17 protein-coding genes, 1 tRNA gene and 1 other RNA gene are annotated in these 24,693 nt (G+C 48.2%); 14 read left to right on the plus strand and 5 right to left on the minus strand.

Annotated features, from left to right (window positions below; translation table 11 throughout):
- Window position 1 precedes the first annotated feature (1 nt).
- A tRNA-Val gene (locus ACTZWV_RS05890) sits at window positions 2-77 on the minus strand.
- Window positions 78-277: 200 nt separating this feature from the next.
- Between ACTZWV_RS05890 and gltX the strand changes: the two genes are divergently transcribed.
- The gene (gene gltX, locus ACTZWV_RS05895; RefSeq protein WP_444785647.1) at window positions 278-1,693 is read left to right on the plus strand and encodes a glutamate--tRNA ligase; all 1,416 of its coding nucleotides are present in this window, start codon (window positions 278-280) and stop codon (window positions 1,691-1,693) included.
- 162 nt (window positions 1,694-1,855) lie between these two features.
- Complete coding sequence (locus ACTZWV_RS05900; RefSeq protein WP_444785648.1) at window positions 1,856-2,653, plus strand: DUF481 domain-containing protein; 798 nt, start codon at window positions 1,856-1,858, stop codon at window positions 2,651-2,653.
- A gap of 58 nt (window positions 2,654-2,711) precedes the next feature.
- Here the strand turns inward: ACTZWV_RS05900 and serA are convergent, their stop codons facing one another.
- From serA to ssrS, 4 genes are all read right to left on the minus strand, one after another.
- On the minus strand, window positions 2,712-3,941 hold the full coding sequence (gene serA, locus ACTZWV_RS05905) for a phosphoglycerate dehydrogenase (protein ID WP_305551446.1): 1,230 nt from the start codon (window positions 3,939-3,941) through the stop codon (window positions 2,712-2,714).
- Window positions 3,942-4,020: 79 nt separating this feature from the next.
- Entirely contained in the window at window positions 4,021-4,677 is a 657-nt protein-coding gene (gene rpiA, locus ACTZWV_RS05910; RefSeq protein ID WP_444785649.1) for a ribose-5-phosphate isomerase RpiA, read from the minus strand.
- 245 nt (window positions 4,678-4,922) lie between these two features.
- On the minus strand, window positions 4,923-5,543 hold the full coding sequence (locus ACTZWV_RS05915) for a 5-formyltetrahydrofolate cyclo-ligase (protein ID WP_444785650.1): 621 nt from the start codon (window positions 5,541-5,543) through the stop codon (window positions 4,923-4,925).
- Window positions 5,544-5,579: 36 nt separating this feature from the next.
- Window positions 5,580-5,764, minus strand: a non-coding RNA gene (gene ssrS / locus ACTZWV_RS05920) — 6S RNA.
- A 195-nt stretch (window positions 5,765-5,959) separates the two neighbouring features.
- On the opposite strand from ssrS, the gene ACTZWV_RS05925 reads away from it, so the two are divergent.
- The 12 genes from ACTZWV_RS05925 (at window position 5,960) to ACTZWV_RS05980 (ending at window position 24,635) form a co-directional block, all read left to right on the plus strand.
- A complete protein-coding gene (locus ACTZWV_RS05925; protein ID WP_444785651.1) occupies window positions 5,960-6,541 on the plus strand; it encodes a UPF0149 family protein in 582 nt (193 codons plus the stop codon).
- Window positions 6,542-7,726: a 2-octaprenyl-6-methoxyphenyl hydroxylase gene (gene ubiH / locus ACTZWV_RS05930; protein WP_444785652.1), complete on the plus strand. Its 1,185-nt coding sequence runs from the start codon at window positions 6,542-6,544 to the stop codon at window positions 7,724-7,726.
- Between the two features lies 1 nt (window position 7,727).
- Entirely contained in the window at window positions 7,728-8,951 is a 1,224-nt protein-coding gene (locus ACTZWV_RS05935) for an FAD-dependent monooxygenase (RefSeq protein ID WP_444785653.1), read from the plus strand.
- A 190-nt stretch (window positions 8,952-9,141) separates the two neighbouring features.
- Complete coding sequence (gene gcvT / locus ACTZWV_RS05940) at window positions 9,142-10,221, plus strand: glycine cleavage system aminomethyltransferase GcvT (protein WP_444785654.1); 1,080 nt, start codon at window positions 9,142-9,144, stop codon at window positions 10,219-10,221.
- Window positions 10,222-10,278: 57 nt separating this feature from the next.
- Complete coding sequence (gene gcvH, locus ACTZWV_RS05945; RefSeq protein WP_444785655.1) at window positions 10,279-10,665, plus strand: glycine cleavage system protein GcvH; 387 nt, start codon at window positions 10,279-10,281, stop codon at window positions 10,663-10,665.
- A 105-nt stretch (window positions 10,666-10,770) separates the two neighbouring features.
- Window positions 10,771-13,662 (plus strand): aminomethyl-transferring glycine dehydrogenase, encoded by a 2,892-nt coding sequence (gene gcvP, locus ACTZWV_RS05950; protein ID WP_444785656.1) that lies wholly within the window; start codon window positions 10,771-10,773, stop codon window positions 13,660-13,662.
- Window positions 13,663-14,193: 531 nt separating this feature from the next.
- Entirely contained in the window at window positions 14,194-18,141 is a 3,948-nt protein-coding gene (locus tag ACTZWV_RS05955) for a hypothetical protein (RefSeq protein ID WP_444785657.1), read from the plus strand.
- A complete protein-coding gene (locus tag ACTZWV_RS05960) occupies window positions 18,138-20,606 on the plus strand; it encodes a hypothetical protein (protein WP_444785658.1) in 2,469 nt (822 codons plus the stop codon). Before ACTZWV_RS05955 ends, ACTZWV_RS05960 begins: the two co-directional genes overlap by 4 nt.
- 129 nt (window positions 20,607-20,735) lie before the next feature.
- Window positions 20,736-20,870, plus strand: a complete 135-nt coding sequence (locus ACTZWV_RS05965; RefSeq protein WP_444786273.1) for a helix-turn-helix transcriptional regulator — start codon at window positions 20,736-20,738, stop codon at window positions 20,868-20,870.
- Window positions 20,871-20,945: 75 nt separating this feature from the next.
- Window positions 20,946-22,130: a hypothetical protein gene (locus ACTZWV_RS05970; protein ID WP_444785659.1), complete on the plus strand. Its 1,185-nt coding sequence runs from the start codon at window positions 20,946-20,948 to the stop codon at window positions 22,128-22,130.
- Window positions 22,130-22,984 carry a hypothetical protein gene (locus ACTZWV_RS05975; RefSeq protein ID WP_444785660.1) on the plus strand — a complete coding sequence of 285 codons (855 nt, stop codon included), beginning with the start codon at window positions 22,130-22,132 and terminating at the stop codon, window positions 22,982-22,984. Before ACTZWV_RS05970 ends, ACTZWV_RS05975 begins: the two co-directional genes overlap by 1 nt.
- A gap of 154 nt (window positions 22,985-23,138) precedes the next feature.
- Window positions 23,139-24,635, plus strand: coding sequence for a sigma-54 interaction domain-containing protein (locus tag ACTZWV_RS05980; RefSeq protein WP_444785661.1), 1,497 nt, complete (start codon window positions 23,139-23,141; stop codon window positions 24,633-24,635).
- Window positions 24,636-24,693: the final 58 nt, after the last annotated feature.

Genomic DNA, 24,693 nt, shown 5'->3' on the forward strand with positions numbered 1-24,693 from the left:
TTGGTGGATTGTACTGGGTTCGAACCAGTGACCCCCGCCTTGTAAGGGCGGTGCTCTCCCAGCTGAGCTAACAATCCACGCTGTTTGATGGCGCTCATTATAGGGAGCATGAAAAAGCTGTCAACATTATTTTGGTAATAGCGGTTTGTCTGCTGCAAAAGTAAACATTCTGTCGTGCTTTAACGCAAAACAGTTGCGGCTGCCATACCTTAGCGGGTGCATCCGGCGCCCCGCATTGTTACAATAGCCGCCATTATTGCACTATGATGGATAAACTATGTCTCTTGTTACCCGTTTTGCGCCAAGCCCAACCGGTTATTTACATGTTGGTGGTGCCCGTACTGCCTTGTTCAGCTGGTTATATGCCAAAAAGAAGGGCGGCAAATTTATTCTGCGTATTGAAGATACCGACTTAGAGCGTTCTACCCAAGAATCGGTTGATGCCATTTTAGAAGGTATGAGCTGGCTGGGGCTGGATCACGATGAAGGCCCGTACTATCAAACCAAGCGCTTTGATTTGTATAAAGAAGTAGTAGCACAGCTGGTGGCTGACGGTAAAGCCTATAAGTGTTTTTGTACTATAGAAGAAGTCGACGCCATGCGCGAAGCGCAAACGGCAGCCGGCGAAAAACCGCGTTACAACGGTATGTGGCGCGACCGCACTGATCACCCGGCGGATAAACCCTTTGTCATCCGTTTTAAAAACCCGCAAAGCGGCACTGTGATCATTGACGATTTAATTAAAGGCCGCATTGAAATTGCCAACAGCGAGCTGGACGATTTAATTATTGCCCGCAGCGACGGCACACCCACTTATAACCTTACCGTGGTGGTTGACGACTGGAAAATGGGCATTACCCACGTGATCCGCGGCGATGACCATGTAAACAATACGCCAAGGCAGATGAATATTCTGGCCGCGCTGGGCGCCGATATTCCCAAATATGCTCATGTGCCGATGATCCTCGGCGATGATGGTAAACGCTTATCCAAACGCCATGGGGCTGTTGGTGTTATGCAGTATCGTGACAACGGCTTTTTACCCGAAGCCTTACTTAACTATCTGGTACGCTTGGGCTGGTCACATGGCGACCAGGAGATTTTCAGCAAAGACGAGTTAATTCAGCTGTTTGATCTGGATAGCTGCAACCGTGCGCCGTCGGCATTTAATACCGATAAACTGATTTGGTTAAATCAACACTATATGAAAACCTTGCCGCCAGAGCAGGTGGCGGCGCAGCTGCAATGGCATATTGCAGAGCAAAAACTGGATATCAGCAACGGCCCTGCGCTGACAGAGCTGGTAAAAGCCCAGGCAGAGCGGGTAAAAACGCTTAAAGAAATGGTTGAGGTAAGTCGCTATTTTTATGAAGACTTCAGCCAATTTGACGCCGATGCTGCAAAAAAACATTTACGCCCGGTAGCGTTGGAACCTTTGCAGGCCGTTGCAGCCAAACTGGAAGCATTAACTGACTGGTCAGTAACGGCAATTCACAATGCCATCAATACCACGGCAGAACAGTTGGGTGTAGGTATGGGCAAAATTGGTATGCCACTGCGGGTAGCGGTAACCGGTGGCGGTAATTCACCGGCATTGGATTTAACCTTAAGTTTAATTGGCAAAGCACGCAGCCTGGCGCGGTTGCAACTGGCGATCAGTTTTGTACAACAACGCGCTAATGACAGCGAATGAGGCCGGCACTTTCGGTCAATCCACTAAATACTCAGTCCGCTGATGCCGGACTGAGTAACATAGCTTGCTACAATGTTACGGCAAAGCAGGGAATGCATAATAACAACCGGGAAGACAAAACTCATGGGTGAAACGACAACAACGGAGTAATACAGCAAGATAATGCATTTTTTCTCAACCGGTGTCAGCCTTGCGCTGATGCTTTGCTTGTATGGGGTACAGGCATCAGAGACAGATAACTTGCCGGTCAGCGAAGCGCCACTGCAGCCAATAGGTTTTTTTGGCACGGTAACCGGCGATGTTGAGCTGGGGTTCTTACTTACATCCGGTAATACCGACTCTTTTGCTATCCGCGCCAACAGTGAATTAGTACACGATTTGCAGCACTTTCGTAATCGCTATCAGTTACAGGGCCGCGTGCAAAAAAATAATGTTACTAATGCTGCCTCCGGTGAACAGCAACAGGTAACTACCGCCAGCCGCTATGGTTTTACCGGCCAAAGTAACTATAAACTGGTGTCTGGCTATGAGTCTGTTTTCGGTCGTGGCGCCTTTTTACATGACAAGTTTGGTGCTTTTCGCGAACAAGCCTCGTTAGCTGTGGGTTACGGTAACCGGTTGTACGAACAACTGACGGATTACATTGACCTGGAAACCGGACCGGGTTTTGCGCATCAGCAAACGGCTGCCGGTGAAGACAGAAGCGGTATCATCTGGTTTTTGGCGGCAAATATGAACTATGCGCTGTACGACACCAGCAGCTTCCGGCAAACGCTGGAAGGGTCGGTATCGCTGGATGGTGAAAACACCACCTTGCTTAGTCGCAGCAGTATTACTGCCACTATAGCTGACCGCTTGTCCATGCGGTTAAATTTTGTGGTGAAGTATAACTCCAGGCCCGAAGGTACGCTGCGCAGCACCGATACTGAAACCTCAGCCTCGCTGGTGTATACCTTCTGACAGTAAAAAGCCGGCAGTTAACTACCGGCTTTTATCATAAAGCAGCTCTGGCGAGTGCTTACGAATGCAATACCCTGGCCCGTAAGGTGGCCGGTATCGCCCGCAGCTCATTTAATGCCTGCTCTACATCGTCAGAATCAATATCAATTACTACATAACCGATATCAGCATTGGTTTGCAGGTATTGCCCGGCAATGTTGATATTGTGCTTAGCAAAGGCTTCGTTGATTTTAGTCAGTACGCCCGGCTGGTTTTTATGAATATGCAGCAAGCGCGAGCGGCCTTTGTGCTCCGGCAGTGATACTTCCGGGAAGTTGACCGCAGACAGCGTAGAGCCATTGTCGCTGTATTTCACCAGCTTGCCGGCTACTTCAAAGCCGATATTTTCCTGTGCTTCCTGGGTAGAACCGCCAATGTGCGGAGTTAAGATCACATTGTCGAATGCACGCAGTGGCGAGATAAATTCTTCATCATTGCCTTTGGGCTCGGTCGGGAACACGTCAATAGCGGCTCCGGCCAGCTTTTTGCTGCGCAGCGCCTCAGTTAAGGCATCAATATCTACCACAGTACCGCGCGAGGCATTAATTAAAATGCTGCCTGGCTTCATCAATTCCAGCTCGGCTTCACCAATCATGTTTTTGGTTTGCGGCGTTTCCGGCACATGCAGGGTGATCACGTCAGAGGTTTTCAGCAAGGTGCCAAAGTTAACCTGGCTGGCATTGCCCAGCACCAGCTTGTCTTCGATATCGTAAAACTGCACCCGCATACCGATATTCTCCGCCATAATGCTCAGCTGAGTACCGATATGGCCATAACCGATAATACCCAAGGTTTTACCGCGGGCTTCAAAGGAGTTATTCGCTGTTTTTTGCCACTCACCGCGATGGGCAGCCGCAGAGCGCTGCGGAATACCGCGCAGCAGCATAATAATTTCGCCCAGTACCAACTCGGCTACCGAGCGGGTGTTGGAGAACGGTGCATTAAATACCGGAATAGCACGCTTTAACGCTGCCGTTAAATCTACCTGGTTGGTACCAATACAAAAGCAGCCGATAGCAACTAACTTGCCGGCGGCATCCAGTACTTTTTCTGTCAGCTGGGTGCGCGAGCGGATACCGATAAAATGCGCATCTTTAATGCGTTCGATCAGCTCATCTTCCGGTAACGAGGTTTTTAAATATTCAATATTGCTGTAGCCCTGATTTTTAAAGCTTTGCACCGCGCTTTGGTGCAAGCCTTCGAGCAGCAATATTTTTATTTTGTCTTTGGCCAGTGAAAATTTTTCCATGTCACTTCTCTTCATTAAATTTAAAATAAAATCAGTTAGTTATTCTTGTTATAGTTTTTCGTGGCCCGGGGCTGCAATATCAGCGGATAACCTGTGTACCGGTAGCGCTGCCTACCAATACCATATCGGCAGCACGCATTGCGAAGATGCCATTGGTTACTACGCCGACAATATTATTAATCTGTTGCTCCAGCTCGATTGGCTTGCTGATGGCTAAATCGTGTACGTCGAGGATCACATTACCGTTATCGGTGGTGACACCGGCGCGCAATACCGGGCGCCCGCCCAGTTTGCTCAGCTCACGCGACACATAGCCGGCGGCCATCGGGATTACTTCTACCGGCAGCGGAAATTTACCCAATACTGCAACCTGTTTGCTCTGATCAACAATACAAATAAAGGTATCGGCTACCGCTGCAACAATTTTTTCGCGGGTAAGGGCGGCGCCACCGCCTTTAATCATATGTTTTTGCGCGTTAATTTCATCGGCGCCATCTACGTAAACGCTAAAGCTGTCGATACTGTTTAAATCCAGCACCGCTATACCCAGGGCTTTGAGTTTTTCGGTAGATTGTACCGAACTGGACACGGCCCCTTTAATGTCATGCTTAATGCTGGCCAGCGCATCGATAAAATGATTTACCGTAGAGCCGGTACCCACGCCAACCACGGTATTACGCGGAATAAACTCCAGTGCAGCCTGGGCCGCGTTTTTCTTCATTTCATCTTGTGTCATTAGCTGATCCAAATTCGTTTAGCCATACAGATGGATATTATATCGAAAGGACCTGCCGACAAAAGGGTAAAAGCGGAAAAAGGTAAAACTGTTTTACGGCATGGCTTAGGTGTAAGTGTCGCCGGCCACAATACGCCCTCTGGCTCGCCACAGCAACTCGCCCTAATGCCTGCGGCAGGGCTCAGACACTCTGTGGCGACCAGATCGCGTTTCTGGCCTGCTTTCTTGGGTTAAGCCTTAAGCGTTTAGCGAAAATCAAAATATTTACCCGGCGTAATAATCTGCTGTAACGGAATATCCCAGGCTTCACCCGGCACAGCATCTACCTGCTGGCAGTTATGTGCCAGGCCTATTACCTGACAGTGGCTGCCAGGCGGCAGTTGCGACAAAGTGCGATCATAAAAACCGCCGCCCATACCCAGGCGGTTACCGGCGGCATCAAAGGCAACCAATGGCGTAAAAATCATATCCAGCTGCTGCACTGGTATCAGCCGGTGGCAGGCGGCCAAAGGCTCGGGTATGCCGAATTTGTTCGGGTACAGCAGGGTATCTTTGTCGTAGCGCACAAACAGCAAATACCCGACGGCAAACGGATGCAAAACCGGCAAATACACACTTTTGCCCAGCTGCCACAACGCCTGAATCAGCGGATAAGTATCAGCCTCGCCATCATTAGCCAGATATAAGGCAAAGTGCTGTTGCTGTGCCAGCTGGGGTAATGCCAACGCATGCTGTTGCAAATCCAGTGCGGCCTGCTGCTGTGCTTGTGGGCTAAGCTGTTGCCGTTGGCGACGAATAAAGGTTCTGAGCTGTTGGCGCAGTGCTGTGGTATCGGCCAAGGTGGATATCTGTGTTGCTGTGGACATGGTACTGAGTATGCCTGAACGGCGGCAGAAAAAAAGGGGTTCTCCAAATTGCCGTGTCTGGTGTTAGCCCTTGAACCATAGGTTCAAGGCGGGAGTCAATTGGCCACCTCAGGCTTCCCGGTACGGGCCGGGCTTGCACACTGGCGGCGCAGAAGAATCCCTGGGTAAAAACAATTATCGGCTCAGGGACATCCACCTGATCACCAACAATCCAGAGAACTGAGCTGAGTATAACACCGCAGTTTGCAGCCGATAAGGTTATTCATCGCAGTTTTACTGCGGCTGGTGTTAGTTGCATGGTTTTACAGCAACTTTTGTTTACACGTTGCGCTGTTGTTATTTCTGCGGCCGGAAAGTTGGCGCTTTTTCGCTGTGGTGGTAGCATAAAGGCAGTTAATCACAGCACGAATAGTTATATGAGCAGCCTTTCTTTACTTAGCTACGATGAATGGACTTACAAGCTGGACCAGGGCTATGTTATGGCCTCGGCCGCAGAAGTGCATGGTTTAATTGCCGGCCTGCTCAGCGCCGGAGTCGATCCGGAGCCGCAGCAGTTAATGCCGGTGCTGCACGACTTTCTTAACGACGGCCAGGCGCTGCCGGTCGACGTAAAACAGCATGTGGTCAGCCTGATAGAAAACAGTGCCAAACAATTAGCGCAAAACGATTTTAGTTTCAGCATGTTACTACCAAGTGACGACGACAGCCTGCCGGAGCGGTTAGATGCCATGGTGGAGTGGACCCAAGCGTTTCTGGTAGGTTTTGCGGTACAGCAAACCGATTTATCGCTGGTATCAGACGATGTACGCGAAGCGCTGGATCAACTGACTGAAGTGACCCGGATTGATATTCATACCACTGACGATGGCAGCAGCGAAGAGAACGAAGAAGCCTATTATCTGGTGCTGGAGCATATCCGTATTATGGTACTGGCCTGTTATACCGAAGTGGGGCAAAAGTTCGGTGTCAAGCCGGTAAGCAATAAGACATTGCATTAAATGACCAACACATCCGCGCAGCAGTTTGATATTGTTATTGCCGGTGGCGGTATGGCCGGCAGTACCTTAGCCGTTGCGTTGCTGCAGGCCAACCCGGCGCTGAAACTGGCCATTATTGAGCAACAGGCAGAACAAATCAGCAACGCCAGCTTTGATAGCCGCAGCATAGCGCTGGCCGCCGCCAGTGTTAGCTTATTGGCACAATGGGGCCTGTGGGCTGAACTGGCCGGCAAAGCTTGTGCTATTAAGCATATTCAGGTGTCGGATCGCGGCCATTTTGGCAAAACGCAGTTAAGCGCTGCGGAATACCGGCAACACGCCTTGGGTTATGTACTGGAAGTCGAGCCGTTCGGCGCTGTGTTGTTTAACAAGCTGGCGCAATACAAACAGTTACAACGCTTTGCCCCCAATAGCATCAGCGCAATAACCACAACGCAACAGCAGCAACTGCTGACGTTAAATGACGGCACAATATTACAGACTAAATTACTGGTTATTGCTGAGGGCGGTTTATCCCCCAGTCGTGCGCTGGCCGGTTTTACTGTGCAGGAGCGCCGTTATCAGCAGTATGCGGTTATTGCCAACCTGGCGCTGGCACAGGGCCATCAGCATACAGCGTTTGAGCGTTTTACCGAACATGGCCCTATAGCGTTGCTGCCGCTGACTGCGCAGCGTTATTCGCTGGTATATACCGTAGATGAGGCGGCAGTGAACCGGGTTATGCAACTGGACGATGCTGCCTTTGTTGAACATATACAGCAAGCCTTTGGTTATCGCGCCGGCATATTTTCCGCAGCGGGGCGCAGGGCAAGTTACCCGCTTAGCCTGCGCGTCAGCGGCGATATAGTGCGCCATCGCACGGCATTGCTTGGCAACAGCCTGCATAATGTGCACCCTATTGCCGGCCAGGGCTTTAACCTGGCGCTGCGCGATATTGCTGAGTTAGTGCGTCAGCTAAGCGCTGCGCCGGAGGATATTGGCGGTTATGCCATGCTGCGCGGCTATCAGCTGGCACGTCAGCAAGATATCAGCACGGTAACCACCGCCACCGATGCGCTGGTGCGTATTTTCTCTAACCGCTCGCGCTTAATGGCGCTGGCGCGTAACAGTGGTTTGCTGGCCATGACATTATGTGATGAATTAAAACGCCCGTTGGCCGAACAGGCGATGGGGCTGCGGAGCTAGAATGCAAAATGTCGATATTACTATTGTTGGTGCCGGCAGTGCCGGGTTAACGCTGGCATTGTTGCTGGCGCCACTGGGTTTGCAGATAGTAGTGCTGGAGCAGGGCGGGGCACCGCACAGCAGCAATATTAACCATCAACGTGTCAGTGCGCTTAACCCGGCATCAATGCGTGTGCTGCGCCATACCGGTGCCTGGCCGGCTATTGCAGCGACAGCCCAAAGCTATAACCGCATGCAGGTGTGGGATGCCGACAGCTTTGCCAATATTGAGTTTGATGCCGAAGCTGAGCGTTTATCTGAACTTGGCTGGATTTGCGATAACGAGCAAATCCGCGTTGCCTTGCATCAGCAATTGCAGCAGCACAGCAATGTGCGCTTAGAGTTTAACTGCAGCATTAACAGCCTGGTGCAAAGTGAGCGCGATGTGCTGATTAATATTAACCAGCAACAACTACTGCTAAGCCGCTTGCTGGTAGGCGCCGATGGCGTAAATTCGCTGGTACGCAGTAGCATGCAGCTGCCACTGGCGCATTGGGATTACGAGCAGCAGGCCATAGTCGCCACTATTACTACACAGTTACCGCATCAGAATACCGCGCGCCAGGTGTTTTTACCGACCGGGCCGTTGGCGCTGTTGCCGCTGCCGGATCCGCAGCAATGCTCTATTGTCTGGAGCTGCAACCCTGAGCGTGCGGCAGAGCTGTTGGCCATGCCGGCAGAGCAATTTAACCAGGCTCTTAGCGCCGCCGGCAACAGCGTGCTGGGTGTACTGCAACTGCATACAGAACCCAAAGCCTTTGGCCTGAAGATGCGCTACGCCGGCAGTTGGCTGCGTGGCCGCGTGGTATTGGTGGCCGACGCGGCGCACAGCATACATCCGTTGGCCGGCCAGGGCATGAATTTAGGCCTGATGGATGTTGCAGCATTAGCAGAACTAATCAGTGAAGCGGTAGCCGGCAATAAAGATTTTACTGAAACCCGGCTGCTGCGGCGTTACGAGCGCTGGCGCAAGGCCGAGGCGCAAACCCTGATCGTGGCAATGGAAGCTTTTAAACGCGGTTTCAGTAATAAGCAGCCACTGCTTAAGCTGGTAAGAGCTGTCGGTATGAGCGGCGTAAACCAATTACCCTGGTTAAAAAGCAAGATCATCGCTGCAGCCCTTGGTAACAGTGGCGACTTGCCAAAACTGGCACAGCCGGTGGCAAAAACGGCCCGTACGGCCTGAGTTAGTTTTTTTAGTAATTACCGCTGTCGCATTACAAAAACTAATTAATCGGGGGCTGTTTGCCGGCGTTACCTTGCGCTATAATCCGGCTGCCTTTTTTATCCGCTGTGCTGCATAAGTTGTCATAAAACTGTGCAGTAGCGCTGAATTTCCGGCGCCTTGCGGGCCTTACAATAAGCAGGAAATAGCAATGGCCAATCAAACTGCGTTACATGGCAAACACCTGGAAGCCGGTGCCAAAATGGTCGACTTCTTCGGCTGGGACATGCCCATCAATTACGGCTCACAAATTGAAGAACACCACGCGGTACGCCGCGATGCCGGGATGTTCGACGTCTCTCATATGACTATCGTTGATTTAAAAGGCGCCAATACCCGCGCCTTTTTGCGTTATTTACTGGCCAATGACGTGGCTAAATTAACCGTACCCGGTAAGGCGCTGTACAGCGGTATGTTAAATACAGCCGGCGGCGTCATTGACGATTTAATTGTGTATTTCCTGCAGGAAGACTTCTTCCGCCTGGTGGTTAATTCGGCCACCCGTGAAAAAGATTTAGCCCACATCAACAACGAAGCCAAAGCCTTTGACGTAACAGTAACCGAGCGGCCTGAGTTCGCCATGATTGCCGTGCAGGGCCCGAATGCTAAAGCCAAAGTGGCAACCTTATTAAATGCAGAGCAACAAGCTGCAGTTGAAGGCATGAAGCCGTTTTTTGGCGTCCAGGCCGGCGACTTGTTTATTGCCACCACCGGTTACACCGGTGAAGACGGCTATGAGATTGCGCTGCCAAATGCGCAGGCCGCCGGGTTTTGGCAAAAGTTGTTGGACGCCGGCGTTGCGCCGGCCGGTTTAGGTGCGCGTGATACTTTGCGTTTAGAAGCCGGCATGAACTTATATGGCCAGGATATGGACGAAAGCGTATCGCCACTGGCAGCCAATATGGGCTGGACCATTGCCTGGGCCCCGCAAGAGCGTAACTTTATCGGCCGTGCAGCACTGGAGCAACATAAAGCCGAAGGCACCTTTAAGCTGGTAGGCCTGGTAATGGAGCAAAAAGGTGTACTGCGCCATGGCCAACGTGTAGTGGTTGACGGCGGCGAGGGTGAAATTACCTCCGGTACCTTCTCACCTACGCTGGGTTACAGTATTGCGATGGCACGGGTACCGGCCACGGTGGGTGAGGTAGCCGAAGTAGATATTCGCGGTAAGATGGTGCCGGTTAAAGTGGTTAAACCTGCTTTCGTGCGCATGGGTAAGAAAGTCATCTAAACTGTGACAGTAATTAAAAACTATATTAAATAAAAGACACCAGCTAAGGATTAAACAATGAGCTCAATTCCTAACACATTGAAATACGCCAGCAGCCACGAGTGGGCACGCGATGAAGGTAACGGTATCTACACTGTAGGTATTACTGAACACGCTCAGGGCCTGCTGGGTGATATGGTGTTTGTTGAACTGCCGGACGTAGGCGATAGCGTAACTCAGGGCGATGACTGCGCAGTAGCCGAGTCTGTAAAAGCCGCTTCTGATATTTATGCGCCGCTGTCGGGCGAAATTGTTGAAGTTAACGAAGCGCTGGCCGACTCACCGGAGCTGGTAAACAGCAGCCCGTACGAAGATGGCTGGATGTTTAAAATTAAGGTGTCGGACACTGCTGAATTGTCAGCATTGTTAGACGCTGCCGGCTACAAAAACTCTATTGACGAGTAAGCCAACTTAGCAAATCCGTTTAAGCCCCGTGCACGTACAAATTACCTGTATAAGCCACGGGGCTTAACTTTAGTAGCAACGAAACCTTACCAGGACATTCAAGGCATGACCAACTCCGCTGTGAAAACCCTGTCGCAACTTGCGAACCACGACGAATTTATTCAGCGCCATATTGGCCCGGACGCGGCAGAAACCGCTGCCATGCTAAGTGAGCTGGGTGTAGACAGCATTGAAGCGCTGATTGCCCAAACGGTACCGGGCGATATCCGCCTGACGACGCCACTGGCCACCGGCCCGGCCCGCACTGAAGCCGATGCGTTAGCTGTGTTAAAACAAGCTGCGGCAAAGAACAAAATGTTCAAATCTTACATTGGTATGGGTTATCACCCGACGTTAACGCCCAATGTGATCCTGCGTAATGTGCTGGAAAACCCGGGCTGGTACACGGCGTACACGCCATACCAGCCGGAAATTGCCCAGGGCCGCCTTGAATCGCTGTTAAACTTCCAGCAATTAACGCTGGATTTAACCGGTATGGAGCTGGCCAGCGCCTCGTTGCTGGACGAAGCCACCGCCGCCGCTGAAGCCATGGCTTTGGCCAAGCGCGTTACCAAGAGCAAGTCTAACCTGTACTTTATTGCCGACGATGTACACCCGCAAACTATCGACGTGGTAAAAACCCGCGCTGAAATGTTCGGTTTTGACATTGTAGTGGGCAAAGCCGCCGATGCTGCCGCGCACGACGTATTCGGTGCTTTAATTCAATACCCAACCACTAACGGTGATATCCGTAACGACAGCGCGTTAATCGCGGCGTTACAGGCGAAAAAAGCCATAGTGGCGGTGGCTACCGATCCTATGGCGCTGCTGCTGTTAAAGGCACCGGGCCAATTAGGTGCCGACGTGGTATTAGGCAGTGCCCAGCGTTTTGGTGTGCCTATGGCCTACGGTGGTCCGCACGCAGCATTTTTCGCTACCCGCGATGCGTATAAGCGCTCTATGCCGGGCCGTATTATCGGTGTGTCTAAAGACCGTCGCGGTAATCAGGCACTGCGTATGGCGATGCAAACGCGCGAGCAACATATCCGCCGTGAAAAAGCCAACTCGAATATCTGTACTGCCCAGGTATTACTGGCCAATATGGCCTCGTTCTATGCCGTGTACCATGGCCCGCAGGGGCTGAAAAATATCGCTGAGCGTATTCACCGCAATGCCGATATTTTCGCCGCCGGCGTACAAGCCAAAGGCGTGGCCTTAGTAAACAGCCACTGGTTCGATACTGTTACCTTTAAAGTAAGCGACCGCGCCGGCGTGGTTAAGCGTGCGTTAGCTGCCGGTGTTAACCTGCGTACCGACGTTGCCGACTCATTAGCGGTAAGCTTCCATGAAGCGACAAACAGCAATGATATTGCTGAGCTGTTTGATATCGTACTGGGCACAGGCCATGGCTTAAACGTAGAAGCGCTGGATGCTGCTATTGTTAAAGACGGCAGCAAGTCTATTCCTGCCGATTTAGTGCGTAACGACAGCGTGCTGGGCCACCCGGTATTTAACCAGTATCACAGTGAAACTGAGATGCTGCGTTATATCAAAAAGCTGGAAAACAAAGACTTATCATTAAACCATTCGATGATTTCGCTTGGCTCATGCACGATGAAGCTAAACGCTACTGCCGAGATGATTCCGGTAACCTGGCCTGAATTTGGCTCGCTACACCCGTTCGTGCCGCGCGACCAGGCCGAAGGCTATTACGAGATGATTAACCAACTGGGCGACTGGCTGGTAAATATCACCGGTTACGACAATATCTCGATGCAGCCAAACTCGGGTGCCCAGGGCGAATACGCCGGTATGGTAGCTATTCGTAAGTACCATGAAAGCCGCGGCGAAGGCCATCGTAATATCTGTTTAATTCCGGTATCAGCGCACGGCACTAACCCGGCCACTGCCGCCATGACCAGCTACGACGTAGTACTGGTAGAGTGCGACAAGCGCGGCAATATCGACATGAACGATTTAAAAGCCAAAGCCGCCGAAGTAGGCGACCGCTTAGCCGCTATCATGGTTACTTACCCATCTACCCACGGTGTATTTGAAGAGAGTATCCGTGAGCTGTGCGACGTTATTCACAGCTACGGCGGTCAGGTGTATATGGACGGCGCCAATATGAATGCTCAGGTAGGCTTAACCGCGCCCGGCTTTATCGGCTCCGACGTATCGCACTTAAACCTGCACAAAACCTTCTGTATTCCACACGGCGGTGGCGGCCCGGGTATGGGTCCTATTGGCGTGAAAAGCCATTTAGCGCCATTCCTGCCTAACCACGCTGTGGTAAGCATTGACGGTACCGGTAGCGACAACGGCGCCGTATCGGCCGCACCTTTCGGCAGCGCCGGCATATTGCCAATCAGCTGGATGTACATTGCCATGATGGGCGGCGAGGGCTTAAAACAGGCTACTGAATACGCCATCCTGAACGCAAACTACATGGCGAAGAAACTCGACCCGTTATTCCCGGTACTGTACCGCGGCACCAACGGCCGTGTGGCGCACGAATGTATTATCGACATTCGTCCGCTGAAAGAAGCCAGCGGCATTACCGAGATGGATATTGCCAAGCGTTTAATGGACTTTGGTTACCACTCACCAACCATGAGCTTCCCGGTAGCCGGCACACTGATGATTGAACCAACCGAATCAGAAAGCAAAGCCGAGCTGGATAAGTTTATTGAAGCGATGAGCACCATCCGCAGCGAAATTGCCAGGGTAGAAGCCGGCGAGTGGACAGTGGATAACAACCCACTGGCTTACGCACCGCATACCATGCAAGACATTTTCGACCCGGCATGGGACCGCGCCTATGAGCGCCAGTACGCCGCCTTCCCGGTAGCCTTTGTGGCAGAGAACAAGTTCTGGCCAACGGTTACCCGTATCGACGACGTATACGGCGACCGCAACCTGATCTGCTCCTGCCCAAGCCCGGAAGCGTATCGGTAAGTGTTTAGCGTTATTGTCAGCGTGTAATTAAGTTTGTGACCAGTTTAATTAAGTTTGTGACTTTAATTAAGTTTGTGACTAAACGAAAATCCTAATAAAAGGGCCGAAAGGCCCTTTTATATTAGCAGCTTACATGCAGTGTATGTGTAAGGTACTAAACCGTACAGCAGTAATAGAAAGACTAAACCCTAATCTACCCCCTCATCTTCGTAAAGTGTTTAAATGTCCTACGTATCGAGGAATTTGTAATCAGCAAATAACTGGTCGATAAGTTGGTTGATACCGGCATTCACCATTCCTTTCAAATACACATTGCAGAATGCCACTACGCAGATTTTTTATGCTCTTTACTTGAGTGTCACTTTAGCCTTTAGATTAAGTTAAGAAAGGTCAAAAAAAATTTTGCATTACTTTGCTGATTAATTCTTGACCTGTTTTAGAAAAAGAGATATCAATTATTGGTCAAACGATGTGCGACCATATGGCCGCTCTAATTTAAACCTCGATAACCCGAAATGAATGAGGTGTAAGATGAACGATGCGTCACTGCAATCGTATAACGCTATTGTTGAGCGTTATATCACTGAGGCTATAAGCCTTGCTTCGCAATCCCCTAAAAGTAACAAACTAAAAAGGCGTGGTATCGCAGGGTTTGCCCAGTTGGAAGGTCCGACCGGAGGTGGCAAAACCAGTAGCCTATTTCGTGATGGCCATGGAGACGGGACTTCCCCAGTTCTTGAAACGATAAAAAAACTGGGTTACCAAGCAATCTTCGTGACACATCGATGGAACATTTTGCACGATGTCTATCATCAAGCCTCAGTTGCAAAAGATTCAGCTGGCTCCCCAATCACTGTTAGCGTGCTTTATGCTCAGGATGACAATTTAGTTGCGGCTATTACACAGCAGCCACTTCCCCATGAAAAGAATTGCCAATCTGCTGAACTCCCGTGTCCTTTTACCTCTATCGAAGCGATGAGGAGGGATGGCTCGCTATTCGATAAAGAACTTACGGATCAATTGCTTGTTGCATGTAAAAAGGTCAAGCAACTTTCGTCCCGAATTGAGAGGATGATGGGGCGTGCAGGGTCAATCTACCCGCAAGAATATGTCGGTTTAGATGAGGAGAAATTGAGTCGTCTTTGCTCTCAAATTGAGCGTTTATTGTTGAAAAACATGTTCACGCTTGAGAAAGAGGTTAGGAACCAAAGTAGTAGATATGGGGCCGATAGCGAGGAAGCCTGTGCTGCACAGAAGAGATTAGATAACTTCCGATCGAATACTTGGATTCGGAGGGTTTTTCCGGCCATTGTCTGGAGGGATGAGCACCAACATTTGTTGGTGATGACGACTCAAAAATTGTTCTCATCTTTTTACGATGGGGCCCGTAAGGTGAGAATGTCCAGTGGCGATTTGTCGGGACACATTATTTTCATTGATGAATTTGATTATCAGGCTGACGTATTACAGCAACTTTTATCTCAAGCTCAGCTGGTACAGGAACCTCCAGAGTGTTTGGGGCAGCTGCTTGAAGCAGGCAAGAGACTGCTCAAAAGGCTACAATACGTTGACACCGATCCTATACCGACAATTTATGAAAGCTTGAGCCAATTAATTAAAGATTTGGAACAGGCTTTAGAAGATAAAAGGATCGACCTGTCTGATGCGAGAGCATTACTCGTACCCATAAACCAAAAAGATAACTTTAAGACACAGTTTCTTTTTCGCTCAGATCACCTTGTAACAAGCGACCGCCTGTCAATGCAACGCGTTGAACACGGCTATGAAATTCAGGTGGTTAAGCCTGGCGACCCATTTGGCGACGATACAATACCTGTGGGTGACTTCCTGCGATTGATGGAACAATTTGTGCGCAGGTTTAGCCTCTTGGTATCTGATATCGCCGTGGCACAGGACGAAGCACAAGACTATCTGTTTAAACTAAGTCGATTACTGTTCGATTCAGCGAACGACTATCGCCCCTCCTATTACAGTTCAGCATTGCCAAATGTTTCCATGTTTTCTTTACCAAGATCGGATTTACCAGAGTTAGGTCAAATTCGTGAAAGCAATCTGTTACCAAATACACATGCAAACGTGTTTGGTTTAGCTAACTGGCTATTAAAACAGAATGCAGCAGACGCTGATATTGATCCACTTCGGCTACAGATCAGGCGTGCTTTTTTGCCAACAACTCCCGAAGGGTTGCTTGTTTCGTTGTGCAGCAGAAACTTGGTTTTCGGATTGTCAGCGACATCTTTTCTGGAAAGGGCCATTGGGTCATTTGATTTGAGGTGGGTGAGAAATGCGTTGATGTATGTTGCTGATGCAAGAGACGCCAGTAAGGGCGCAAGTTTTTTGGGTGATCAGTTTAACGACAGGCCTGAATCTTGGTTTAAAAAACCAATACCTTTTATTCAGACTATTGACCACAAGACACTGCAAAAAAATGTCATTAGACAGATAGTACAAACCAAGAAAAGCATTAGAAAGTCGAAGCTCTCGCTTCATGTAGATCCCGACTTGCCGACAGAGTTTGCGATAGATATAGAAGAGTTAACTGACAGCCTTCCGGGGGCATTCTTCCAATCAGATGATTTTCCAATTAGTGAATATGTCCGAGAGCATCGATTTAACGTGTTGGTCAACCTGATTGGTGTTATAGAGAAAGCGTCAAAGAGGTCTCATCATAGGGGACAATTAGTTTTTGTTAACTCCATTCGATATCTAAAAAAATGGTTGTTTGACGATCAAGCCGAGTTAAGTAGAAGTAAGCAATCTTGGCTTAGTATTGCGGAACCTGCGTATTCGGAAAGAACTCTACCTGAGGTTTTTTCTGAGTTCGAAGATGTATTTGTGCCAGTGAAAGCCCATGACACAGAATTGCTGATCTGTTTGTTGACGGCGGAGAGCCAGAAACGCCGAAGCTTTTACGAGGCATATCAAGCTGCATTTGAAACTGGGAGGACAGTCTTAGTTGTTACTCAAACTGCATCAGCTACCAATGGCGTCAATCTCGATTTCACCTTGCCAGAAACGCAACAGCAAATGGATCTGACATGTCTGTATTTACTAGAAGAAAGACATTTCTATTTCTCAGTTTCCGACTCTGATGATGTTGGGAGTGAGATGGCCCATGCAGGATATCAACTGAGGAATCTTGAAAAGCTGATGCGTGCTGGTGAAATTTCGCGTGATCAGCACCGAAAATTTATCCTGCCTGTTATGGAAAATAACAGAAAAGGTATTGCGGAACTGAACGAACTTTATAAGCGCTCGGCGGACTATATAAAAAATACAGCGGCTGATATCCAGCAGCAAGTTGGGAGGATCGAGAGAGCCTGGAGTGAAGTTCCTTCTGTGGAAATCCATTTATCTGAGGAGTTGGCTAAGGTTCTGACGATATTTGCATCAACACCTGAATATATAAACCATAAAAATCAAATATCTGACTTGAATAATCAACTACTTGAAGAGCTAACTAGCAGACAAGATAGCAAGGATATTGATTTGTTGTCGATGCTGATGACACCACAGCAGAATGGTGAAAACGCTGTGGAGATAGTTGAAATGAATCTTATCCCCGCAATCCGGGCATCTAGAGAATCTGCTTCTGATACCAAGGGTATTTCAGATCTTTGGAGTCAACTTGGTAAAGCTGTCCTCCAATTTGACTATGCCTGGAAGCCTTCGCGCAATCCGTTTGGTCTGGACTGCGAATTGTACAAATGGGCTTGTTTCGAGTGTCCGGAAGACAGTATAAATGGCCCGGTTTGGTTCAATCCTGATACCTGGCAGTTCTTTTCTAAGAAGTCGTCGCCCGAGCATGTAAAGTTCGACCCTGACAAGCTGTATGTCCATATCCGAAAATCACCAACAATTATCGATTGGTTCAATAAGAGAAGTTATCGGACATCAATTTTTCCTGCGGCAAATAGCCTTCAAGAGCAATATCTATTTCACCCTAAGATAGTGCAAAGGTTGCTACAAGGGCGGCTGGGTGAAGAGGCAATCAGGGCGTTATTAAGTGAAAAATCTATTACAACTTCTGCAAGGGTCGTCGATTCAAGGGTTATGGAGCTATTTGATTTTCATGTGATTGGACAGCCTTATTATATCGATGCGAAGTACTGGGGAAGCGAGACCTTAAACGATGCCGATGAGGAGTATCAAAACTGGCTCAACTGCGGAGCAAAGGATTCTGATGCTCCTTTGGGATTGATAGAAAAGCTTAGAACTATTCGGGCTGTGCTTGGTTCTGATGCAATTTTGGTTATCGCCAATTTTATAGGTAGAGACAAAAACAATCCTCTACATTGCTTCGATGATAAATTGAACCGGGTACGAGATACAGAAGCGTCAATAGTAATTTTGGAAGGTTGTTTAACGTCTGAGCCTTATGAAGAATTTACGCTTGGTTTTGAACAGTTAACAAGATTGATTACAAACACTACCCAGAAAAAGCAAGGTGAACAATGAGTACACAAGGAAATAAAGTAGCGTCTGGGTTTTTGCCTTTATCGCACATGGTATATGTAGATGGTGAAGTTAATGTGGAAAAGGCAAAGCAACTAGTTGTGTATCATTACACATTGTCGAAGGGATATAAGTGGAAAGAATGGGAGACGCAACTTGATGAGCAGCTCTCTGATAAGTTCTATCCTTATTTAATGAAAAGCCATTTAGGTCAGTTTGGTCTGTTCGTTGCAGTAAATAGTGAATCAGATACCCCACCTAAAATTGTTAATTCTGATGGCGTTCATGTCGAGCCTCTACGCGTTGATTACACCCAGGAGTTTAATCCTATTTGGATCCGTCTTCTGATGCGAAAAGTAAGGGCATTTGGTGTTCATTGTGAGGGAAGCCATACATTGGGCCGTCCTCTACTAAAAGTAGATTCATGGAAGGGACAATCCGGGGCAGGGATTTCTGCTATCGGCTTGGATTGTCGAACGCAGATGCTAAAAGACAAAACGGCAACTGAAGTTGTGCTTTTTCACGAAAATATTCCACTTAGGGAAGTAGCGGATATAAACAATTTGCCTGCCAGGCAGTCATCTTTGTGGGTTTATAGGGACAATAAGGTATTGATGCGCTGGTTCCCTCAGCATAAGAAAAAACCAAAAGGGCCAATTTACCGAGAGATTTCAAAGAGCAAAAACAATAGGACTCAAAGGGCATTTCTCGACGTGAGCTCTAAAAGAGGTTTAGAGCAAAGCTGGCCTTGGATTCTGAAACCTATCCAAGATGAGTTCATTAAGGAAGCCAGGTTATATGGTTTTGAACTCAAACCAAAGGTATTGCATTTAAAACCTTTACCGTTGAAAACAAAGTACAAAACCAGTGCTGAAAAGACATCTTTCACGAGTTTGGATTTGAGCAAAGAAGTATTAGTGGTAGACCTTCGTGTTTCATCAACTGCTGATAGCTCGGATTTAGTGAACTATTTACAAAGCCTCGTTGACAAGAAATCACTTGGTGCCAAGTTAATATTGCAGCCTTCGATAAATGAGCAAAACATCCAACAGCAAAATTTTTCAAGTGATCAGCGGCTGCTGGTTTTACTAGACCAGAAACCCAATATTGTCGGAGACAGGTATCCTTTAACAATTGCTTTGAGAACTAAAGTTGCGTGTCAGCATATTAATGTAAATCCGAATGACTTATTTCTAGACTCTGTAGAAAGCAATTTTCTGGCGCCAGCTGAAGATCCTGAGAGTGGCAAAGAGTATCTAATGCTTCAGCCGGGCTCCCTATATTTTGATTATGCGTTATCCGCAATATCTGACAATCGTGACAATGAAAAGGCCCTGCTCAGGAACCTTGAGATCGCGTTAAAAGAATTAGAGCTGAAGAGTCTACTCCTAAACGAAAAATCGAAAATTAGCGCTTCGTTGCCTGAGCAATCGTCATTCTTGAATGAAGACCTGATCGTGATTACCGATGGATATCTATTTACAGTCAAGGATGACCGGCCAGTCCTTGTTCTATTCGATCCATCAGATAAAGATCGCGTGAAACTTTGTGATATGGCGCTAAGCCGGTTTGATTGCTCTGTTGCGTCATTGCTTGCGTCACTTCAGTCCAAATGGCCATACAACTACAGGCCGGATGTTGTCATGCAAGGCTTTGGAAGCCCTGCGGAAAAACTAACGCGATTTGCAGCAAGACTTACATTTGTTTTGTTTAAAGGTGAAACGACAACTGTGATGTTTCAAGACCCCAAATATGAGACACCACACATGATTCCACATGGGCTTGAGCTGGTGAGAGACATTTTAACGAAACAAGAAATCAGTTATAAGCTCAAAGAGTGGTTGTTACCGGCAAAAGAAACATTGGAGCAAGTAGTTAGCGAGCTCGTTGAGGAAGAGGTTCTTAACCCATCTTTAGCGAAAAAATTGCTCGTGGAATTGGATAACCTACTTGGCTATTGGAAAGAGACGCTTAAAGAGTTAATCCAAGCCGGGCATCAGGATTGTCTATATAAAGAGATTAAAAAACTGATGTTTAAGAAGTGGCTGGAGAACAAAAATTTATCGGTAGATGAAGGTAAGAAGAAAAAAACCGCTGATACTAAGTTGATTAGCGCTTGGGATGATCTTTTAAGCCGGGTATTGGAGCTCCCGCTCAAAGACATCAAAGGCTGGTTACGCAATGTTCCTGGCGTCCAGCGTCTTTGGTATGATGAAGAGCAGCATTACTTCGTAGTTGGAAGTCTCGCTTCGCCAAAATCGAAGATCAATCGTCAGCCAAGTATTCGCCAATGGCACTGTTTAGCAGGTCAGTTCAACCCTGAACTGATAACGGCTCTTGTGGATGTTGATTGGGTTAGAGTAAATCAACTTGCTGGTAACCCGTGCGTTGCTGCTTTAATTCGTCGTTGGAAAGAATGTCAAAAGATGCCAGAGCAGTCATTAGGGCATAATTTACTAAGCGAATAAGCAGACACAAATTCCATTGTAGATTCCCAGCAAGCATATTTACCAGTTGGAACCAGTAATATGAAACTTGTTAGATTAAACGCTGTGATGGAATGCACAGGATTGGCTCGTTCAACGGTTTAAAAGTTTATCGCCGAAGGACATTTTCCTAAGCCGGTTAAGCTGAGTGCCAGAATGGTGGCTTGGGTTGAGGTAGAAGTGCAGGAGTGGATACTGGCACGTATCGGTGAGCGGGATAATGCTGAATATCAAAATGTTAACTGAATGGCTTTATTTGTGATTTAAATGTTTTTATCTGTGTGCTATCTTCTGGGAGCAGAATCTAAAGGGAGTTCATAAATGAGCTGGATGCACACAGGTAAAGTTCAGGCTTTTAATCATAGTGGTTTAGATAAGAATCTGGCACAAGAACACGGTATCCGTTTACCGTCCCAATATCTGAACAATAACTGGCAATTGACTCATCAGGCGCTGTTAATGCTGGCCAGCCTTAATGATTACGATCAGCAACAGGTAATGAAAGAAATTGACTATGTTACCCGCTATCCGAGTTCTACCTATTCGACAAAGCACAGCCTGAATCCGTTTCGCCGAATTTATCGCACGCGTTACCCATTTCGCAGTTATCACTATTTGCTTGAGTATAAAACTAATGGCGCTGGCCAGGTTGTCATTGATGACATCTACTTCGACAGAAACGTATTGGGTACTAAGAGCAATATCGCCAACGAACGCACCACGCTATATAACGTAAGCCGTGAAAGCAGCGCCAACTATACTGGCCCGACACCCAGCGACGGTATTAAAACGCTGGCCGGTGCCTGGATCGCCAGAGAAGCCGTGCCGCATATACAAACTGAGCATGCTGCCGTTAATGGCATGCAAAATGAACTTAATAAAGCAGCCTGGTTAATGGGGGTGCATGCACAAGCCGCGTACAGCGCAGATGGCATTACCGGCTACACACTGTTTCATAACCCAAGTGATGGCTGGAAGCTGGACCTTGCGGAATGTGTGTTTGATAAACTAAGCCGAACCAAATCGCACAATGCCCAGCATCTGGCGGCGATACTGTCTCATGCGCAAAAAAGTGGTAAAGCGATAAAGTGGGTAGCGCACAGTCAGGGCGCTATTATATTTAATGCAGCGTTACTGCATTATCGGGCAAACTACGGCGGTAGATTAACGTCTCAGCAGTTGGCTTTGCATGGTAGTGGCGCAAATGTCGAGAAGCTATCGCAACTGGCCGCGGGACTGGGAATGAAAATAGTGGCGGTCAGAAATAACCCGTTTGATCTGGTGCCTAATTTGGCTGGCGGTAACGACTTATCGGCCAGCAGTTTATGCCGTAGTATTAAGTTTTGCGGCCTGGTGTTTGGCAGAGATTCTGAACCCGGCGTCAGCCCACATACGTTACCTTACCTGGGTATTGAAACTTACAAAGAACAATTACGGATGTTTGGTAACCATAAAAAGGCGGCACAGGTGCAGCGTTATATCAACAAACATGTTGGCAACAGCTGATGCAGTTACTCAGAAACTGGTGGCAAGGCTTTGCCGGCGGCCCGGATTTTAGCAAACTGCATAAACTCACGTTCGCTCTGGAAGAATACCGGCTGGAGTTGATGCTGCCTTACTCAAACATTGCCTCGCAAGAGTCTCCCAGGCAGATTAATTTTCCGTTCCGGGCGCAAGGCTGGTTTGACGCGAATGCTAAGCAAGACTGGCATCATTACGGCGTTCATATTCATACCGAAGGTTGGTGCTATCTGGCACCTGTTGTACGGTCCGACGGCGGCGAGTATGGCGTGCTTTGGCTGCAGCTGAAAATCAAAAAAGTACCGGATACTGTTAATGCGTTAAATAGAAACGAGTTGGCGCAGCATGTAACAGATGAATACGATGCGCACTACAACTCAGAAGTTATTGGCCCGGAAGGCAACGGCCAGGGCTTGGGTTGGAACACGCAACAAAGGAAGAAACTGGAGGCGGAAGCAGAAGAAGCAGCAACACGCGGGGCTACAGGCCGCAAAGACAGGCTGGAAGAGCACGTCCGTCTGCAAATTCAGAATTTCGGTTTTCCTCCATTAAAGCCGGCACAAATTATCTCAATGCACGGTTTTGACTGGGTGTTTTATCAGGAACAGAGGGGAGAGAGTGTTACCCGCACAGATCAATACTGCCTGCCGCTAGATAAACGTTACTACCTGGCACTGAGTTTTAAACATCAGGTAGATGTCTCAAGCGAAAAATCCTGGCAACAACATGCCGACAAAGCTCAGCTTAATATCGTGAAAAGTCTGCGGCTGCATGTCGGGCCTGAGTTGGATAACGTGCTGATCCAAAACAAACAAAGCAGTGAGCTCAATCTAAGCTAGTACAAGTCACATTTTAAGAAGACATTCCAAATAGCGATTGAGGTATAGATGCTGTAAACAAATTTGCATCTAAAGAAAATTTATTACATTCCTGCTGGTGCAAGAAACGGCTTGCTGGTAGCCTGTTTTAAAATGTTTCTGGCTTATTAACTCTATGAAGATCCTTATTTCCTGGCTGGGTAAAACTGATATCGACCATATGCAGGTTGATAAGCTCGCAGCCATCGCCACCCTCGCTACTAAGCATACCGCCCCCTTTGACACAGTATTAATTCTGGCCAATGCCTGGGAAGAGCACTGGCATGACTACGAAAAGTGGCTGAATAAACGTTTAGCGGTTATTTCCCGGCCAGCCGAAGTTGAGGTAAGGCAGCAATCGTTATCTTCACCGATTGATTACGTGGCTATAGCTGCTGTGATGCTGCGGAACTTGCAGGCACTCTGTCAGGGTGACAATCAGGTGTATATCAACCTGACATCCGGTACGCCGGCAATGACCGCCATGTCGGTGCTAATAGGTCAGGGGATGTATCAATGCCATTTTCTTCAGGCGGCACCTGATAACAGCGTAGTGGAAGTCAGGATCCCGCTGGATTTTGCCGCCACCTATAAAAAAGCGGTAAGTACATCCGTCCGTAATAAAGTCATTGCCGGCCCCAGTTTGTCGTCAGAATTTAGCCGGATAGCGGCAGAGTCAGACGCAATGAAAGCTGCGCTTAACAAAGCGGCTAAGTTGGCCGCTACTGATTTGCCGGCGTTAATATTAGGCGAAACAGGCACCGGTAAAGAGCTGTTAGCTACGGCTATTCATGCGGCCGGCAATCGCAGTGCTAAACCGCTTAAAACTATTAACTGTGGCGCTTTACCGGAAAACCTGGTCGACTCCATTTTGTTTGGCCATGTTAAAGGCGCTTTTACCGGTGCAAATAACGACCATGCCGGTTTATTTGAGCAAGCAGATGGTGGCACCTTGTTTCTGGATGAAGTGGGCGAGTTAACACCTGCCGTGCAGGTAAAGCTATTACGTGCTTTGCAGCAGGGCGAAATAACGCGGGTAGGGGATAGCAAAACCCGTCAGGTTGATGTGCGGGTAATTGCCGCAACACACCGCCAGCTCGCTACGATGGTGGCTGAGGGTACGTTTCGGGAAGACTTGTTCTACCGCATCGCGGTAGGGGTAATTGAATTACCACCGCTTCGCCATCGAACTGCCGATATACCCGATCTGGTAAAACAGATTATGGCCGAAATCAATGCGGTCTTTAGTAAGCAACCTGATTATAAAAGTAAAAAAATTAGCAGCTCTGCAATTAAATTTATAGCAACGCAGCCCTGGCCCGGCAATATAAGGGCACTTTGGAACGCGCTAAATCGTGCTGTGTTATGGGCGGATAATACTGAACTTACCGTTACTGATATTCAGAATGCGACGGTAGACGCCGTTAAAACGGATGAAAGTAGCCCTGTTGTACCTGAATTTGTTGCCGGATTTGATATTCAGCAATATATTGATGGCATTAAAGAAAATATCGTTAAAGCGGCGCTGGATAAAACCGGCGGCAATAAATCAAAAGCAGCAAAATTGCTGGGGCTGGCCAATCATCAAACGCTGGCGAACTGGATGAAAAATCTGGGTATCGCAGAGCAATAATGACAATGAAACTTAGTGTGGCACAGAGCTTGCCATATCAGAACAAGGATTATTAGTC

Source organism: Rheinheimera sp. NSM (assembly GCF_052380015.1).
In the GTDB taxonomy this organism is placed as follows: Bacteria; Pseudomonadota; Gammaproteobacteria; order Enterobacterales; family Alteromonadaceae; genus Alishewanella.